At 63.9% G+C, this 16,588-nt stretch carries 16 protein-coding genes; 12 read left to right on the top strand and 4 right to left on the bottom strand.

Annotated elements, in window-relative coordinates; all coding sequences use genetic code 11:
- Positions 1-27: 27 nt before the first annotated feature.
- Complete coding sequence (gene dnaK, locus KJQ96_RS11060; protein WP_213286659.1) at positions 28-1,929, bottom strand: molecular chaperone DnaK; 1,902 nt, start codon at positions 1,927-1,929, stop codon at positions 28-30.
- Between the two features lie 557 nt (positions 1,930-2,486).
- Here dnaK and KJQ96_RS11055 point away from each other — a divergent pair.
- The 4 genes from KJQ96_RS11055 (at position 2,487) to KJQ96_RS11040 (ending at position 5,656) form a co-directional block, all read left to right on the top strand.
- Entirely contained in the window at positions 2,487-3,425 is a 939-nt protein-coding gene (locus KJQ96_RS11055; RefSeq protein WP_213286658.1) for a hypothetical protein, read from the top strand.
- Positions 3,426-3,546: 121 nt separating this feature from the next.
- Positions 3,547-4,260, top strand: a complete 714-nt coding sequence (pncA, locus tag KJQ96_RS11050; RefSeq protein ID WP_213286657.1) for a bifunctional nicotinamidase/pyrazinamidase — start codon at positions 3,547-3,549, stop codon at positions 4,258-4,260.
- Positions 4,261-4,296: 36 nt separating this feature from the next.
- Positions 4,297-5,148, top strand: coding sequence for an AraC family transcriptional regulator (locus KJQ96_RS11045; protein WP_213286656.1), 852 nt, complete (start codon positions 4,297-4,299; stop codon positions 5,146-5,148).
- A gap of 79 nt (positions 5,149-5,227) precedes the next feature.
- Positions 5,228-5,656, top strand: a complete 429-nt coding sequence (locus tag KJQ96_RS11040; RefSeq protein ID WP_309142397.1) for a VOC family protein — start codon at positions 5,228-5,230, stop codon at positions 5,654-5,656.
- Between the two features lie 138 nt (positions 5,657-5,794).
- On the opposite strand, the gene grpE is transcribed toward KJQ96_RS11040, so the two are convergent.
- Complete coding sequence (gene grpE / locus KJQ96_RS11035; RefSeq protein WP_213286655.1) at positions 5,795-6,409, bottom strand: nucleotide exchange factor GrpE; 615 nt, start codon at positions 6,407-6,409, stop codon at positions 5,795-5,797.
- Positions 6,410-6,586: 177 nt separating this feature from the next.
- Positions 6,587-7,675: a heat-inducible transcriptional repressor HrcA gene (gene hrcA / locus KJQ96_RS11030; protein ID WP_213286654.1), complete on the bottom strand. Its 1,089-nt coding sequence runs from the start codon at positions 7,673-7,675 to the stop codon at positions 6,587-6,589.
- Positions 7,676-7,830: 155 nt separating this feature from the next.
- Between hrcA and rph the strand changes: the two genes are divergently transcribed.
- Genes rph through hemW form a run of 3 tightly spaced genes read left to right on the top strand, consistent with a single transcriptional unit; the run spans position 7,831 to position 10,347 of the window.
- Entirely contained in the window at positions 7,831-8,544 is a 714-nt protein-coding gene (rph, locus tag KJQ96_RS11025) for a ribonuclease PH (protein WP_213286653.1), read from the top strand.
- Positions 8,545-8,555: 11 nt separating this feature from the next.
- Positions 8,556-9,185 carry an RdgB/HAM1 family non-canonical purine NTP pyrophosphatase gene (rdgB, locus tag KJQ96_RS11020; RefSeq protein ID WP_213286652.1) on the top strand — a complete coding sequence of 210 codons (630 nt, stop codon included), beginning with the start codon at positions 8,556-8,558 and terminating at the stop codon, positions 9,183-9,185.
- Positions 9,178-10,347: a radical SAM family heme chaperone HemW gene (hemW, locus tag KJQ96_RS11015; RefSeq protein WP_028348295.1), complete on the top strand. Its 1,170-nt coding sequence runs from the start codon at positions 9,178-9,180 to the stop codon at positions 10,345-10,347. Before rdgB ends, hemW begins: the two co-directional genes overlap by 8 nt.
- Positions 10,348-10,385: 38 nt before the next feature.
- Here the strand turns inward: hemW and KJQ96_RS11010 are convergent, their stop codons facing one another.
- Positions 10,386-11,600 carry a penicillin-binding protein activator gene (locus tag KJQ96_RS11010; RefSeq protein ID WP_213286651.1) on the bottom strand — a complete coding sequence of 405 codons (1,215 nt, stop codon included), beginning with the start codon at positions 11,598-11,600 and terminating at the stop codon, positions 10,386-10,388.
- 229 nt (positions 11,601-11,829) lie between these two features.
- On the opposite strand from KJQ96_RS11010, the gene rsmI reads away from it, so the two are divergent.
- The 5 genes from rsmI (at position 11,830) to KJQ96_RS10985 (ending at position 16,423) form a co-directional block, all read left to right on the top strand.
- The gene (rsmI, locus tag KJQ96_RS11005) at positions 11,830-12,783 is read left to right on the top strand and encodes a 16S rRNA (cytidine(1402)-2'-O)-methyltransferase (protein ID WP_213286650.1); all 954 of its coding nucleotides are present in this window, start codon (positions 11,830-11,832) and stop codon (positions 12,781-12,783) included.
- Positions 12,770-13,183: a YraN family protein gene (locus KJQ96_RS11000; RefSeq protein ID WP_213286649.1), complete on the top strand. Its 414-nt coding sequence runs from the start codon at positions 12,770-12,772 to the stop codon at positions 13,181-13,183. Before rsmI ends, KJQ96_RS11000 begins: the two co-directional genes overlap by 14 nt.
- Positions 13,184-13,211: 28 nt before the next feature.
- Positions 13,212-14,159 carry a glutathione synthase gene (gene gshB / locus KJQ96_RS10995; RefSeq protein WP_213286648.1) on the top strand — a complete coding sequence of 316 codons (948 nt, stop codon included), beginning with the start codon at positions 13,212-13,214 and terminating at the stop codon, positions 14,157-14,159.
- A 232-nt stretch (positions 14,160-14,391) separates the two neighbouring features.
- The gene (locus KJQ96_RS10990) at positions 14,392-15,258 is read left to right on the top strand and encodes a hypothetical protein (RefSeq protein ID WP_213286647.1); all 867 of its coding nucleotides are present in this window, start codon (positions 14,392-14,394) and stop codon (positions 15,256-15,258) included.
- 193 nt (positions 15,259-15,451) lie between these two features.
- Positions 15,452-16,423 carry an MBL fold metallo-hydrolase gene (locus KJQ96_RS10985; RefSeq protein WP_213286646.1) on the top strand — a complete coding sequence of 324 codons (972 nt, stop codon included), beginning with the start codon at positions 15,452-15,454 and terminating at the stop codon, positions 16,421-16,423.
- Positions 16,424-16,588 lie beyond the last annotated feature (165 nt).

Here is a 16,588-nt window from a genome sequence, read left to right as displayed (position 1 = left end):
GGAGGAGGGTCATGATCGAAAGCCCGCTTATGCTGACTTCTTGTTGTTCTTGTCGTCGTCGACCTCGGTGAACTCCGCGTCGACAACGTCATCCTTAGCAGCATCCCGCTTGGCGTCCGCCTCGGCCTGCTGCTTGTACATGGCCTCGCCGAGCTTCATCGAAGCCTGCGCCAGCGTGTTGGTCTTGGCCTTGATTGCCTCGGCGTCGTCGCCCTTCAGCGCTTCCTTCAAATCGCTGACGGCGTCCTCGATGGCGCGGCGCTCGGAGTCTTCCACCTTCGAACCGTGCTCGGCCAGCGCCTTCTCGGTGGAATGCACCAGCGCGTCGGCATGGTTCTTGGCGTCGACCGCCTCGCGTCGCTTCTTGTCCTCGGCCGCGTTGGCCTCGGCGTCCTTGACCATCTTCTGGATGTCGGCTTCGGAGAGGCCGCCGGATGCCTGAATCCGGATCTGCTGCTCCTTGCCGGTCGCCTTGTCCCTGGCCGAGACGTTGACGATACCGTTGGCGTCGATGTCGAAGGTGACCTCGATCTGCGGCATGCCGCGCGGCGCCGGCGGAATGCCCATCAGGTCGAACTGACCGAGAACCTTGTTGTCGGCCGCCATTTCACGCTCGCCCTGGAAGACGCGGATGGTGACGGCATTCTGGTTGTCCTCGGCGGTCGAGAACACCTGACTCTTCTTGGTCGGGATCGTGGTGTTGCGGTCGATGATGCGGGTGAACACGCCACCCAGCGTCTCGATGCCGAGCGACAGCGGCGTCACGTCGAGCAGCAGCACGTCCTTGACGTCGCCCTGCAGCACGCCCGCTTGAATGGCCGCACCGATGGCGACGACTTCGTCCGGGTTGACGCCCTTGTGCGGCTCCTTGCCGAACAACTGTTTCACGACCTCCTGGACCTTCGGCATGCGGGTCATGCCGCCGACCAGCACCACTTCGCCGATTTCGGCGGCGGTCAGGCCTGCGTCCTTCAAGGCCTTGCGGCAGGGCTCGATGGTCTTCTGAACGAGATCGTCGACGAGAGCCTCGAACTTGGCGCGCGTCAGCTTCATCGTCAGATGCTTCGGCCCGGTCTGGTCGGCCGTGATGAACGGCAGGTTGATTTCGGTCTGCGTCGTCGAAGACAGCTCGATCTTGGCCTTTTCAGCCGCCTCCTTCAGGCGCTGCAGGGCGAGTTTGTCGTTGCGCAGGTTGATGCCCTGCTCCTTCTGGAATTCGTCGGCGAGATAACCGACCAGGCGCATGTCGAAATCTTCACCGCCGAGGAAGGTATCGCCGTTGGTCGACTTCACCTCGAACACGCCGTCGCCGATTTCGAGAATCGAGACGTCGAAGGTGCCGCCGCCGAGGTCGTAAACCGCGATGGTGCCGGATTTCGATTTGTCGAGACCGTAGGCGAGCGCTGCCGCCGTCGGCTCGTTGATGATGCGCAGCACTTCGAGACCGGCGATCTTGCCGGCATCCTTAGTAGCCTGGCGCTGCGCGTCGTTGAAGTAGGCGGGAACCGTGATGACGGCCTGGTCGACCTTCTGGCCGAGATGGGCTTCCGCGGTCTCCTTCATCTTCTGCAGGATGAAGGCGGAGACCTGCGAGGGCGAATAGGTCTTGCCGTCGGCCTCGACCCAGGCGTCGCCGTTCGATGCCTTGACGATCTTGTAGGGAACGAGCTTTTTGTCCTTCTCGACCATCGGGTCCTCATGGCGGCGGCCGATCAGGCGCTTCACCGCGAAGAACGTCCGCTCGGGATTGGTCACCGCCTGGCGCTTGGCAGGCTGGCCGACGAGGCGCTCGCCGTCATCGGTGACGGCAACGATCGAAGGCGTGGTGCGCATGCCCTCCGCGTTCTCGATGACTTTTGCAGTCTTGCCATCCATTACGGCGACACACGAATTCGTGGTGCCGAGATCGATCCCAATGACCTTTCCCATGGTCCTCATATCCTTCTTTTTGCGGCAGGTTGGCTGGGCCCTGGACGGCGCACCTAACCGAACCCCCAACGTTCAAATACTCGCGATATTGCGACGGTGAGCCTCATATAGGAGGGGGGGTTGTGCCTGCAAGGACCGAGCGCAAGCTTAGGGCCTGAAAAGGCTGGCGTTTGAAAGATTGTGCCGCCTGGGGCCGGGCCCCGGTGCCGTGACCGGCGTTAAGAAATCGGCAACTCCTTTATCACTCACACCCCGAAGCGTTGCAGAGCGATACGGCAGCATCCTCACGGCGTGGACCGCCGCCAGTTGAGCGGACGCGGTATTTGGCCGCTGGAAGCGCCCAAAAAAAGCGCTCCGAGACTGGGCAGAATGCCGCGAAAGGCCAACATATAGGAGCGTGACACGGGAACGGACGCCCGCCCTGCCCTGTTGCAGGGACACCAAAACCGCTAAAAGCGGGCCGAACGGAACGACCCAGTCGCGCCCCGAGGCCCAGATTCCACCAGCTCCACCGTCCGATCTTTGAACGGCCTCCATGCAAACCCGGTAGACCATCCATGAAGCTACTTAGATATTTTGCTGCGGTTGCCCTCCTCGTTGCCGCCACCTCCTCCGCGTTCGCCGCGGACCCGGTTTTCCCGCCGGGCGCCAGGGTCGGCATGACGCCGCTGGTCGGCCTCAACAAGGCCAGGGCGTTCACGGGATTCGAGACCGAAGACCAGGGCGTCAAGGTCCTGGTCGCCGACCTGCCCGCCGAGGCTTATGGCGAGGTCGCCAATGCCTTCAAAGCCAATCCCGGCGGCACTGGCGGCATCAAGCCGGAGAGCATCGAGACCAAAGCGGGGCTCGCCTACTACACCGTCGAAAACGCCAAGGACGGCGCCACCAACGTGCGCCGTTACTCCATGATCCTGCCCGGCCCTACCTTCTCCGGCTACATCGTCGTACAGGTGCCGGAGAACGCCTCGAAGATCTATACCGACGATGCCGTGCGCCAGATGTTCGCATCTGCCGTGATCCGCGTTGAGGTTCCTGTCGAGGAACAGCTCGGGATGATGCCGTTCAAGATCGGCGAGCTCTCGAGCTTCAAGAACGTCCGTACGCTGGCGCCAGGCGCCGCCCTCATTCTCTCCGACAGCGACGAAAAGAAAGGCTTCGAGGTCGCGCCCTTCATGATCATCGGCCTGATCGGCTCGACGGCGGCATCGCCTGACGATCGCGGCCGCTTTGCCCAGCAGATCGCGACCACCATTCCCGGCGTACGCGACGGCAGGATCACGATGTCGGAGCCGGTCCGCATCGATGGCCAGCCCGGCTACGAGACGCGGATCGACGCCATCAGCGGCAAGGACAATACGCCGGTGACGATCGTGCAATGGCTGCGGTTCGGCTCCCAGACCTCGATGCGCATCATCGGCTCTTCGCCGCGCGACGATTGGACCAAGGCGTTTCCGCGCTTCCGCGCCGTGCGTGACGGAATCCGGCCGCGAGCCTGATTGCGAATTCGAAAAAAGTGCGCGCCCTGATATTCAGGACGCGCCGAAATTTCGGGCTTTCGTTCGCACACCAATGGAACTAGCCTTCCCCCTGCCGGGTTCATGACAGGGGAGACGCGCTATGCTTTCTCGCAGGCTGGTTCTGACAGGCTTTGGCGCGGCATCCCTCCTCGCCCTCGTTCCAACGACGCCATGGGCTGCACCGATGAAACCCGACGACGCCTCCGCGCTCCTCGTCATCGACGTGCAAAACTGCTTCCTGCCGGGCGGCAGCCTCGCCGTAAAAGACGGCGATCAAGTGGTGCCCGTCATCAACCGCATCGCCAAGGCCTTTGCCAATGTAGTGATGACGCAGGACTGGCACACCGCGGGCCACGTCTCGTTCGCCTCCACCCATTCCGGCAAGAAGCCGTTCGAGACGGTCGATCTTCCCTACGGCAAACAGGTGCTGTGGCCGGATCACTGCGTGCAGGGGACCGAGGGCGCATCGCTGTCAAAGGACCTCGCAATCCCGCACGCCGGGCTCGTCATCCGCAAGGGTTTCAACAAGAACGTCGACAGCTATTCGGCCTTCACCGAGGCCGACGGCAAGACCACGACGGGGCTCGCGGCGTACCTGAAGGCGCGCAAGGTGAAGCGGGTTTTCCTCGCCGGCCTTGCGACCGATTTCTGCGTGGCATGGAGCGCGCTGGATGCGCGCAAGGCAGGTTTCGAGACTTACGTGATCGAGGACGCCTGCCGCGGCATCGACACCCAGGGCTCGCTCGCAAAAGCCTGGGCCGATATGACCAAGGCCGGCGTCAAGCGCATTCAGTCGAGCGATATCGCGGTTTAAAGTCCTCCTCTTCGGAGGCCAATTGGAGAAGCGAGGATGTCCGATCCGGCGGCTCCGTTTGCGTTCGAACTGGCCCGTCGTGCGCCGTCACAGCGCACGGCTGGTCTCATTTCCGGGATGACGGGTTATCGCGAAACCGCGCGCGGCCGGTTTTCCCAGCGCGAAACCGCGTCGCTGGTGGTACCGCTGATCATCAGTTTTGGCACGCCGTTCCTGATCGCGCTCGGGCGCGAGCCTGATGCCGCCGACCGGCAGCCGAGCTTCGCCGCCGGGCTTTATGCCGGCCCGGTCCATATCGAGTCCGACGGCGGCGCCGAATGCGTGCAGGTGGACTTCACGCCGCTCGGCGCCTATCGCTTCTTTGGCGGGGCCGTCGCCGATCTCACCGCGCGCATGGTCGACATCGGCGACGTACTGGGCCGCGAGGGCCGCGAGCTGCGCGACCGGCTCGGCGCTATATCCCGCTGGCAGGATCGCTTCGATCTGGTCGAGGATTTTGTTGCTGTTCGCGCCAACCACCTGCCGTCCCCGGAGATCGAATTTGCCTATCGACGATTGGCGCGCACTGCGGGCGGCGCGCGGATCACCGCGCTCGCGAAAGAGATAGGCTGGAGCCGCAAGCACCTGGTGAACCGTTTTCGATCCGAACTCGGTCTCGCGCCGAAGCCGGTCGCCCGCATCATGCGCTTTCATCAAGCCTGCCGGCTCGCACATACAGGAGAGGCGCACGGCTGGGCCGGGATTGCGGCCGAGAGCGGCTATGCCGATCAGGCGCACCTCGCCCGCGAATTTTCAATCCTTGCCGGCGAAACGCCAACGTCGTGGGCCCACCGGCTGGCGCTGACTGACAGCCGCCTGCTGCGCCCGCTGGACGCACTGGACGCGTAGCCGGTCAGGTAACAAATCTTCAAGCCGACCGCCCTCGCCTCGCGATATTAGTAAGGTAACGCAATGCGAGGAGTTGCCCGTGACCAGTCCAAGCAAAAGCGAAGCGCCGCGCCTTTATCCGACGATGCGCTGCCGGGATGCTGAAGCAATGATCCGCTGGCTCAAGGAGGTCGTCGGCTTCACCGAGCGCGTCGTCTACCGCGACGGTGGCGCGGTTCAACATGCCGAGCTTGCCTACGGACCCTCGCTCCTAATGCTCGGCCAGAGCCGCGACGATGAATATGGCAAACTCGTCGGTGATATCGGCGGCCGCCGCACCGACGCGCTCTATGTCGCGGTCGACAATCCCGACGCGCTGTATGCCAAAGTGAAGGCCGCCGGCGGCAAGATCGAAATGGAACTGCGCGATACCGACTATGGCAGCCGCGACTTCGCGTGCCGCGACCCGGAAGGCAATCTCTGGAGCTTTGGCACCTACCGGCCGACGGCGGACGAGAAGCCGCTGTAAGTGTAAGCCGACACTCGTTCACGCAAGTGATATTGCGACACGGTGCGAATTGCTGTGTTAGGTCCCGGCTCTGCGGAGCAGCGTTACCGGACGATGCTTCGCATCGCCTAGGCTGCACCGCGTCAGGGACACGAGATTTTAGCTCTGCTCTGAAGGAGCCGCCGCCGGCGCGGCCTTGGCGCCGCCCTTCGACACGCCGACCAGTGCCGGGCGCAGCACGCGCTCGCCGATCATGAAGCCGGCCTGCACGACCTGAACCACTGTCCCAGCCGGAACGGACGGGTCGGGCACTTCGTACATCGCCTGCTGGAAATTGGGATCGAACTTCTCGCCCGACGGATCGAATTTCTTGACGCCGTTCTTCTCCAGCGTGTTGAGCAGCGAGCGCTCGGTCAGCTCGACGCCTTCGATGAAAGCCTTCAGCGCCGGATCGGCGCTGGCCTTGGTCTCGGCCGGCATGGCATCGAGCGCGCGCTGCAGATTGTCGGCGATTTCGAGAATGTCGCGGGCAAAGCCGGTGATGCCGTAGGCGCGCGCGTCGGCGACTTCCTTGGCGGTGCGCTTGCGCAGGTTTTCCATCTCCGCCAGCGTGCGCAGCATCTTGTCGCGCGCTTCCGCTGCTTCCTTGGTCAACGCCTCGGTCGATCCTTCCTCGGGATCGTCGGGCATGATGTAAGGTTTTGAGACCACGGGCTCGCCGGTCTGGTTGGCGGGTTGTGCCCCGTCGTCACTCGGCCGGTTGGGATCGGTCATAAGACTGCCTTCTCAAAAAACGGTTCTGGTTGGATGGGGATTTGCTGAGCGGGATATCGTGCTTTAGGGGCCGAAAATCAAGCGGTCCATAGCGTTATCGAGCGAAGTGGGCACCGGTTCGCGTGAAGAAAACGCGTCAAAACGACAAAGTCCTGATCGGGGTCGATTCGTGGCGGACTAGCCGCCCAGCATCCGGCTAACAATGCGGGCGGCGTAATCCACCGTCGGAATCACCCGCGCATAGTTCAGCCTTGTCGGCCCGATCACGCCGAGAACGCCGACGATACGGCCCGACGCGTCGCCATAGGGGGCGATGATGGTGGAGGAACCGGACAGCGAGAACAGCTTGTTCTCCGATCCGATGAAGATCCGCACGCCTTCGGCGCGCTCGGCCCGGCCCAACAGGTCGATCACGCCTCGCTTGGTCTCGAGATCGTCGAACAGCGACTTGACGCGTTCGAGATCTTCCAGCGCGTGCAAATCTTCCAGCAGGTTGGCGTGGCCGCGCACGATCAACTGCCGGTCTTCGTTTTCGCCGCCCGACCAGCTCGCAATGCCCGCCTCGATCACTTTCTGCGTCAGTTGGTCGAGCTCGATGCGGCTCTGCGCCATCGCGGTTTCGAGTTCGAGCCGCGCTTCGGCGAGCGTACGGCCGCGAATCCGCGCATTGAGAAAATTGCTCGCCTCAGTCAGCGCCGAGGAAGGTACGCCGGGCGGCAGCGTCAGCACGCGGTTTTCGACCTGGCCATCTTCGCCGACCAGCACCACCAGCGCGCGCTCCGGCTCCAGCCGCACGAATTCGATGTGCTTTAGCCGTGAATTGGATTTGGCGGTCAGCACAACCGCGGCCGCACGCGTCAGGCCGGACAGCCGCGTCAGCGCCTCGCCGAGCGCGGCCTCGACCGATTGCGCCCGGCCGACGGAGGCAAGCTGGTTCTGGATCGATTCCCGTTCGGGTTCGGTGAGGTCGCCGACTTGCATCAGGGCATCGACGAAGAAGCGCAGGCCGAGTTCGGTGGGCAGGCGGCCGGCGGAGGTATGCGGCGCGTAGATCAGGCCGAGCGCTTCGAGGTCCGACATCACATTGCGGACGGAAGCCGGCGACAGCGGCACTGCGATCAAGCGGGATACATTGCGCGAACCGACGGGTTCGCCGGTCGCGAGATAGCTCTCGACGATTTGACGAAAAATATCGCGCGAGCGTTCGTTGAGCTGGGCGAGCCCCGCATGCGGCGCGATCAGGCCAATCGGATCGTGGTGGGCCACTGTTAACTCCCTGATACCCCTAATTTGTCGATCCGGTGGGCCGATGACAAGCGTCCGCTCTACCCCGAAACAAGGCAAAAACCCTTGCCGCTGCCCGCTCCCCCTCCTACAAGCACCGCGAACGAATTTTCGCTCGATTTTTGGAAGGATTCCCCATGCGGCCGAGCCGCCGTGCGCCCGATCAGTTGCGCCCCGTGTCGCTGGAACGCGGCGTGGTCAAATATGCCGAAGGTTCCTGCATGGTGAAGTTCGGCGACACCCAAGTGCTGGTCACGGCCACCCTGGAAGAACGGCTGCCGCCCTGGTTGAAGGGCCAGGGCCGCGGCTGGGTCACCGCCGAATACGGCATGCTGCCGCGCGCCACCTTGGAGCGTACCCGCCGCGAGGCCGCGGCCGGCAAGCAGGGCGGCCGCACCGTCGAAATCCAGCGGCTGATCGGCCGCTCCTTGCGCGCAGCCGTCGATCTCGAAGCGCTCGGCGAGCGCCAGATTACGGTCGATTGCGATGTGATCCAGGCCGATGGCGGCACCCGCACGGCCTCGATCACCGGCGCCTGGGTGGCGCTAGCCGACTGCATCGGTTGGATGAAGAACCGCAACATGCTGAAAGCCAACGTGCTGCGCGACAATGTCGCCGCGATCTCCTGCGGCATCTATCAGGGCACACCGGTGCTCGACCTCGATTATGCCGAGGATTCCGAGGCCGAGACCGATGCCAATTTCGTCATGACCGGCGACGGCCGCATCATCGAGGTGCAGGGCACCGCCGAGAAGACACCGTTTTCACAAGACGAGTTCCTGGCGCTGATGGAACTGGCGCGCAGGGGTGTCGCGCGTCTGGTGGACTTGCAGAAGCTGGCTTTGGCGTAGTCTGATCGTACATGCACCGTCGAATCACCGGCCGGCTCGTGATCGCGACCCACAATCCCGGCAAGCTCGCCGAGATGCAGGAATTGCTCGCGCCGCACGGCATCGAGGCGATTTCCGCAGGCGAGCTGGGTCTCGGCGAGCCCGAGGAAACCGGCCAGACGTTTCGGGCCAATGCCGCGATCAAGGCGATCGCGGCGGCGAAAGCCGCGCAGTTGCCAGCCTTTGCCGATGATTCCGGCCTCCTCGTCGATGCGCTCGACGGCGCGCCCGGAATCTATTCGGCGCGCTGGGCCGGCAATGGCAAGGATTTCCTGGCGGCGATGACCAGGATCGAGCGCCTGTTGCAGGAGCGCGGCGCGACCACGCCGGACAAGCGAAGTGCGCATTTCGTCTCGGCCCTGTGCGTCGCCTGGCCCGATGGCCATCTCGAGGAGGTCGAGGCCCGCACCGATGGAACCTTGGTCTGGCCGCCGCGCGGCACCGCCGGTTTTGGCTATGATCCGGTATTCCTGCCCGACGGGCACACGCGGACCTTTGGCGAGATGACTTCCATCGAAAAGCACGGCCTGCCGCCGCTCGGGCTTGGCCTGTCGCACCGGGCACGGGCCTTCGTGAAACTGGCGGAGATCTGCCTTGGCTAGTCGCGAGCGACCCCGCCCCAAAGATGCCTTCGGCGTCTACGTGCACTGGCCGTTCTGCCTGTCGAAATGCCCCTATTGCGATTTCAACAGCCACGTCCGCCACGCACCGATCGACGAGAAACGTTTTGCGCGCGCGTTTGCGCGTGAGATCGAAACCACGGCGGCGCGCGCACCAGGGCGGACCGTCACATCGATCTTTCTCGGCGGCGGCACGCCGTCCTTGATGCAGCCGCAGACCGTCGGCGCGATTTTGGATGCGATCGGAAAGCATTGGCGCGTCGCCGGCAATGTCGAGGTCACGCTCGAAGCCAATCCGACCAGCGTAGAAGCGACGCGGTTTCGCGGCTATCGCGCAGCCGGCGTCAACCGCGTCTCGCTCGGCGTGCAGGCGCTCGACGACGCCTCGCTGAAAGCGCTCGGACGGCTGCATACTGCGCGCGAGGCGCTCGACGCGGTCGCAATCGCCCGCACCGCGTTCGATCGCTATTCATTCGACCTGATCTACGCCCGCCCCGACCAGACGCCGCGGATGTGGGCGGATGAACTGAAGCTCGCGATTTCCGAAGCCGCCGAGCACCTCTCGCTCTACCAACTCACCATCGAGGAAGGCACGCCGTTCTTCGGCCTTCACGCCGCGGGCAAACTCAAGACGCCGGACGAGGCGGTGGCGCGTGCGCTGTACGACGTAACGCAGGAGGTCTGCGCGCACCATGGCTTGCCGGCCTATGAGATTTCCAATCACGCGCGCGAAGGCGCGGAGTGCCAGCACAATCTCGTCTATTGGCGCGGCGAGGAATATGCCGGCATCGGCCCCGGCGCACATGGCCGTCTCGACATCGACGGCGCGCGACACGCCACCGCGACTGAGAAGCGCCCGGAGGCCTGGCTGATGCGCGTCGAGGCCAACGGCCACGGCGTCGTCACCGACGACCACCTCAACAGCGAAGAACGCGCCGACGAATTCTTGCTGATGGGCTTGCGGCTCGCCGAAGGCATCGACCCACGCCGTTATGCGGCGCTATCCGGCCGCGCGCTCGATCCGAACCGGATCGCCATCTTGCGCAACGAAGGCGCGATATCCGTCGACTCCGACGGAAGATTGCGCGTGACGAAGGACGGTTTTCCGGTGCTCGACGCGGTGGTGGCGGATCTCGCTGCGTAACAGCCGTCGTTCCTGCGGAACGCAGGGGTGACGAAAGATCACGCCCCAAAACTCTTCGGCGATCCGGCAACCGGCGCGCTGCCGCCGCTTGCGACCTTCATCACCGCAAGTCCGCGCTCGTTGGTGCCGTCGGAGCGGAATCGGAACAGCCCGTCGATGCCGGCGAAGCCGGACGGGTTGGTCAGCGTCTCCGGCGCAAAGCGCTGGCCGCCCTGCTGCTTCGACAGCGCAGCAACCAGCGCGACTGCATCGTAAGCGAGCGTTGCGGTGCGCACGGGGTCCGTGCCGTACTTGGCGCGGTACCGGCCGGAGAAGGCGCGGAAGCCCGACGGATCCGGCGCCGCATAAAGCCCGCCCTGCAGCGTCCCGCTGGCATAGACTCGCGGATTGTCCCAGAGCCCGGTGCCGAGCAACTGGATGTTGCGCAAATTCGCGCCCGCCGCGGTCAGGGCATCCGCCGCGGCCACGACGGATTCGCCGTCGTCGGCGATGAACAGTGCGTCAGCCGAGCCGAGCGATTGCGCCACCGTCCGCGCTGCCCCGGCCCGATCGGCGGTGTATTTCTCGAAGGCGACGAGACGGCCTTTGCGGCCGACCGCCTGCTTGAACGCCGCTTCCACCACATTGCCATAGGCATTGTCGGGCAACAGCGCCGCAAACGATCGCTTTCCGATGCCGGCGGAATAATCGACGATCCGGTTGACGTCTGATTCGGGCAGGAAGCTCAGCAGATAAACCCCGCGTCCGGCGACGCTGGAATCGGTCGAGAACGCGATCACTGGAACGTTGCGCGCGCGCGTCAGTTGCGCGGTCGCCGGCACCGAGGCCGCAAACAGCGGGCCCAGAACGATTTCCACGCCTTCGCCGAGCGCCTCCTGGGTGACCTGCTGGGCGCCCTGCGGACTGCCGCCGTCGTCCTTGATCAGAAGCTGGATGTTCGGATTCTGGAATTCCGCCAGCGCCATCTCGGCCGCGTTCTTCATCGATTGCGCGGCGACGCCGGCATTGCCGGCGGCCGAAAGCGGCAGGATCAGGCCGACCTTGACCTGCCCGGTGCCGACCGCAAGCGGCTGTTGCTGCGGGCCTGGGGGCCCCTCGGGCGCGGACGGGCCGAACGGGTTGGAAATCTGACCGCCGCCGGAGCAGGCACCGAGCAGCGGCGCTCCTAGAATAAGTCCGACCGCCGTCCGCCGGGTCGGGCCTGACGGCCGCGAGTCCGGGGATCCAAGCTTGCGATTGAACGGGCCTTCCATTCTGTCTCTTCTCTTGACCGACCGCCGTCGGCCAGGATTCCGGCCTTCTGGGCCGAGGCACCTGAACCGCTACTGAACCCAATTGGGATTCTGCATATTGTCGAGGATTAGTTAACCAAAACAAAAGGATTAACACCCCGCCGCGCATTGTCTTCCCGCAGGGAACTCCACCCTTGCCGCCATCCCGCCAGATATGGCGCTTGCCCCAAGACCCCTCTAGATTGCCGTCATGCGCGCCAAACCCAGTTCAAGCTACGGCTCCGATACCGAACCGGGTTCGGCCAACAGAACATTTTTGATTGGCGGCCACCTTCTGAATGCCCCGAAGCCGGTTCCCGGCCTCTATCTGGTGGCAACCCCGATCGGCAATCTCGGCGACATCACTTTGCGCGCGCTGGAGACCTTGGCTGGCGTCGACATCATCGCCTGCGAGGACACCCGCATCACCCGCCGCCTGATCGAGCGCTATGCGATTTCGGCGGAACTCAAGCCATACCACGAGCACAACGCGGCGATGGCGCGGCCGAAAATCCTGGAGCGGCTGGCGCAGGGCGCTTCGATCGCGCTGGTGTCGGACGCCGGCACGCCCCTAATCTCCGACCCCGGCTTCAAGCTGGTGCGCGAGGTCTCTGCCTCCGGCCATGCCGTGATCGCGGTGCCCGGTCCGTCCTCGGTGCTGACGGCGCTTTCGGTCGCAGCACTCCCGACCGACCGGTTTTACTTCGAGGGATTTTTGCCGGCCCGGCAAGTCTCGCGGCGGACGCGGCTGGCCGAATTGGCAAGGATCGATGCCACGCTGGTGATGTTCGAATCCGGCAACCGCGTGCAGGAAACGCTCGCCGACCTCGCCGAGATCATGGCCGGGCGCGACGCCGCGATCTGCCGCGAACTCACAAAGCTGCACGAGGACATCAAGCGCGCCCCCATCGCCGAGCTGGCAAGGACGGCCGCCACGCTGGAAACCCGCGGCGAGTTCGTGCTCGTGGTCGGCCCGCCGCGCAAGGACGCCGACGTCATGACCCAGCATGACCTCGACGACCTGCTGCGATCGTCGCTGGCGCGCGAAAGCGTCAAGGACAGCGTGGCGCACGCCGTCGAGCTTTCGGGGCGGCCGCGCCGCGAAGTCTATGCCCGCGCGCTGGAGCTCGCCAAAGAAGTCAGGGGCGACGATGGCGAAGACTGACGGCACCGCGCCGCCTGACGCGACCACGAAACTCGCTGCGCCCGAGCGGGTTGCGGCGTTTCGCACCGGGCTTTCCGCCGAAAGCCGCGCCGCGGCCTATCTGATGGCAAAAGGCTACCGCATTCTCGCAAAGCGCTTCCGCACCCCCTATGGCGAGATCGATCTGGTGGCGAGGAAGCGCAGTTTGATTGCCTTCATCGAGGTCAAGGCGCGCGCCAGCCTCGATGACGCCGCCTATGCCGTCACGCCGCGCCAGCAGGCCCGCATCATCGATGCCGCCCAAGCCTGGCTGATGGCGCATCCCGAGCATGCCGAATTCGAGCTCCGTTTTGACGCCGTCCTGATTGCGCCCCGGCGTCTGCCACGCCATCTGTTAGCGGCATTCGACGCCAGCGTTTAAGATCCCCCCAGAGACCCGGACCTCACTCATGAAACTGAATGTCGCCGTCCAGATGGACCCCATCGCGCGTATCAACATCCGCGGCGATTCGACCTTTGCCCTGATGCTGGAAGCGCAAAAGCGCGGCCACAGCCTTTCCTATTTTACGCCGGACCAGCTTTCGCTGCGCGGCGAGGAGCTGGTGGCGCCGGTGCAGCACCTCACCGTGCGCGACGAGGTCGGCGATCACTTTACACTGGGAGAGCCAAAGCGCGAGCGGCTCGAAGCCTTCGACGTCATCCTGTTGCGGCAGGAGCCGCCGTTCGATATCGCCTATATCACCTCGACGCATTTGCTGGAACGAATCCATCCAAGGACGCTGGTCGTCAACGATCCCGCCAGCGTGCGCAACGCGCCGGAAAAGATGTTCGTGCTGAACTTTCCGCAGCTAATGCCGCCGACGCTGATCTCGCGCGATCTCGATGAAATCAATTCGTTCCGCGACGAGCATGGCGCGGTCGTCATGAAGCCGCTGCACGGCCATGGCGGCGCGGCGGTGTTTCGCGTGATGCCTCAGGACATGAATTTCGGCTCGCTGTTCGACATGTTTTCCGTCACCTTCAGGGAGCCCTGGGTGATCCAGCGCTTCCTCCCCGAGGTGAAGCACGGCGACAAGCGCATCATCCTGGTCGACGGCGAGTTCGCCGGTGCCGTCAACCGCGTCCCCGCTCCCGACGACCTCCGCTCCAATATGGTGCGCGGCGGCGCAGCGCAGGCGACCGACCTTACCCCGCGCGAGCGCGAGATTTGCGACACGCTGGGCCCGCAGTTGCGCGAAAGCGGCCTGCTGTTCGTCGGCATCGACGTGATCGACGGCAACCTCACCGAGATCAACGTGACCTGTCCGACCGGCATCCGCGCGATCCAACGTCTCAACGGTCCGGACGTTGCCGGGAAGATCTGGGATACCATCGAGAAGAAGCGCACCGGGAAATAGTTTCGCTGCGCGTTCATACGCGACTTATACCGCATGAATTGCGTGCGCCTCCTGCCGGCTCGATTGGAACCGAGGAGGAGAGCCGCGGCACCGTTCTGCTACGCCGCCGGGAATGGCCCGCCGGATTGCAGGACGCGCCATGTGATCCCATGTTCTACCATCATGCGGCCATTCTTTGGGCAAAACTGCACGGAGCGCTGCCGGATGCTCAACCGGCCACCTTCGGATGACATTGGACGGAAAGGAAACGCCAATGAACTCCACACCTACGCCGAAAGAAACTGAACCCCACGATACCGTGGCCGCGCACGCCGATGAGAAGCTCGCGCACGCCCGCGAACAGATCAAGCGCGCGGATGAGCAGCTCGCACGTTTAACTGAACAGGTTGCAAAAATGGAGCGCGATGCCGCGCATCCGTCTTCGGCGCGACCCGACCCGACATCGCCGCGACCTGGTCCGCAATCACCCAGAACGCTGGCGCTCCGCACCCTCGCCGCGTTGCCCCTGGCGGCATGCATCATTGTCGCTGCGCTGGTTTTGCAGGCATCCTATAGCGGCGGAGCCAAGCAGGTTGTCGCTTGGTGGGCGCCGCAGCCCGTTTCATCTCCATCATTGCCGCCGGAAACTCCACCAATTCCCGCGCAGCCCGCTCCGTCTACCGTTCAACTGGCCGCCGCGGAGACAGCACCACCGCAAGCGTCCTCACCGCAAGCAGCACCACCGCAAGCACCAACCTTGGCTCAGGCTGCACCACCACAAGACGCCCCGCCGCCAACTACAACGGCTGTTCCCGACCAGACTCAGTTGCTGCAAACGATCGCGCGCGATCTCGCGAACCTGGAGCGAAACATCGAGCAGCTCAAGGCGAACCAGCAACAAATGGCCAGCGACAACGCAAAAGCCATTGGGGAGTTGAAGACGAGCCAGGAAGAGATGAAACGCGATCTCGCGAAGGTCTCCGAGCAGACCCCGCCCAAGACGTCAGCGCGTCCGGCCCAGCCGGCTCCGACCTTGCGCAAACCAGAGCGGTCGCCGCCGCAAGCGAGATCGCGGCCTCGATACCCGAGGGAGTGGATGTACGACGACTACGATTGGTAGCTGTCGATGCTGATCTTCAAAATCTGTCCTGCAAAATCGCTGCGACGCGATACGGTGGGCCATCGTCATTTTCGCATCCCTGTCGTGCCTCCTCGTCCCACTTGCCAATTTCGGGAAGCGGGAGCAGCCTGCAGCCACGGATGACTTCGTCCGGGCACGTACTGCAATCAATAAAATTAGTGGAGGAAGAGGCATGACGACGAATCTTTCGCGACGGTCTTTGCTTGCGCTCAGCGCCGGGTTCGGTGCGACAACGATGCTCGGAGGCAGCGCTCTGGCCAAGGCGCCAAAACTCGGCACGCAGACGCCCTACTGGCACCGCTTCATACTCGGCGACGCCGAAGTCACCGTCGTCTCGGACGGCCCGTTGCCGCTCGGCGATCCCTCCGGCACATTTACCGGCGTGCCGAAGGAGGAAGTGAAAAAGATGCTGTCCGACAATTTCCTCAATCCGGACAACGTCGTGCTCGAACAGAACTCGCCGATCGTGAACACCGGTGACAAGCTGATCCTGTTCGATACCGGCATGGGCACGTCAAAGGCATTTGGCCCGACCACCGGCCAGCAGCAGAAGAACATGATGGCGGCCGGCATCAAGCCTGGAGACATCGACGCCGTGGTGTGCTCGCACGCCCATATCGATCACATCGGCGGCCTGGTCGGCGCCGACGACAAGCCGCTATTCCCGAACGCGCAGGTCTATATCGCCCAGAGCGATTTCGATTTCTGGACCGATGAAGGCAAGCTCGGCAGTCCGTTGAAGGATTTTATCATCCACGCACGCAAGAACCTGATGCCGGTGCGCGACCGCATCGTCTTCATCAAGGACAACCAGGAATTCTTGCCCGGCGTCACCGCGCTCGCAGCGCCCGGCCACACCGTTGGCCACACCATCTTCATGGTCAGTTCGAAGGGCAAATCCTTCTGCTTCCTCGGCGACCTCTCGCATCACGCGGTGCTGCTGTTGGAGAAACCGCGGATGGAATTCGCCTACGACAGCGACCCAAAGCAGGCGGCCGCCTCGCGGGTGAAGATGCTGGACATGCTCGCCGCCCAGAAGATCCCGGTTATGTCCTATCACTTCGCCTGGCCCGGCTACGGCCATGTCGCCAAGAACGGCGACGGTTTTAGGTACTATCCCGAACCGATGAACATGCAGCTCTGAGAAGAACGCTTGATTTTGGGGTCGGCCGGTGGTCGGCCCTGGATCATCCAGGTGCTGCCGCACACCTGCATGCGTGCGGCTGAGATGCTTCGTCGAGGGCCTTCATCGAAAGGCCCATCTTAGGAACCATCCCGCTTCGCCGAAATTGGTCTTTCCTCAGCGCTT

The sequence above is a fragment of the Bradyrhizobium sp. sGM-13 genome (assembly GCF_018398875.1).
Classification (GTDB): domain Bacteria; phylum Pseudomonadota; class Alphaproteobacteria; order Rhizobiales; family Xanthobacteraceae; genus Bradyrhizobium.
Note: the sequence above shows the minus strand (reverse complement) of the source record. Positions and strands in the feature narration are given on the sequence as shown.

Coding starts and splice junctions, on each gene's coding strand:
- KJQ96_RS10985 (WP_213286646.1), top strand. CDS start 15,452: ATGACGACGAATCTTTCGCGACGGTCTTTGCTTGCGCTCAGCGCCGGG.
- KJQ96_RS11045 (WP_213286656.1), top strand. CDS start 4,297: ATGTCCGATCCGGCGGCTCCGTTTGCGTTCGAACTGGCCCGTCGTGCG.
- grpE (WP_213286655.1), bottom strand. CDS start 6,409: ATGACCGATCCCAACCGGCCGAGTGACGACGGGGCACAACCCGCCAAC.
- rdgB (WP_213286652.1), top strand. CDS start 8,556: ATGCACCGTCGAATCACCGGCCGGCTCGTGATCGCGACCCACAATCCC.
- rph (WP_213286653.1), top strand. CDS start 7,831: ATGCGGCCGAGCCGCCGTGCGCCCGATCAGTTGCGCCCCGTGTCGCTG.
- pncA (WP_213286657.1), top strand. CDS start 3,547: ATGCTTTCTCGCAGGCTGGTTCTGACAGGCTTTGGCGCGGCATCCCTC.
- KJQ96_RS11010 (WP_213286651.1), bottom strand. CDS start 11,600: ATGGAAGGCCCGTTCAATCGCAAGCTTGGATCCCCGGACTCGCGGCCG.
- gshB (WP_213286648.1), top strand. CDS start 13,212: ATGAAACTGAATGTCGCCGTCCAGATGGACCCCATCGCGCGTATCAAC.
- KJQ96_RS11000 (WP_213286649.1), top strand. CDS start 12,770: ATGGCGAAGACTGACGGCACCGCGCCGCCTGACGCGACCACGAAACTC.
- dnaK (WP_213286659.1), bottom strand. CDS start 1,929: ATGGGAAAGGTCATTGGGATCGATCTCGGCACCACGAATTCGTGTGTC.
- rsmI (WP_213286650.1), top strand. CDS start 11,830: ATGCGCGCCAAACCCAGTTCAAGCTACGGCTCCGATACCGAACCGGGT.
- KJQ96_RS11055 (WP_213286658.1), top strand. CDS start 2,487: ATGAAGCTACTTAGATATTTTGCTGCGGTTGCCCTCCTCGTTGCCGCC.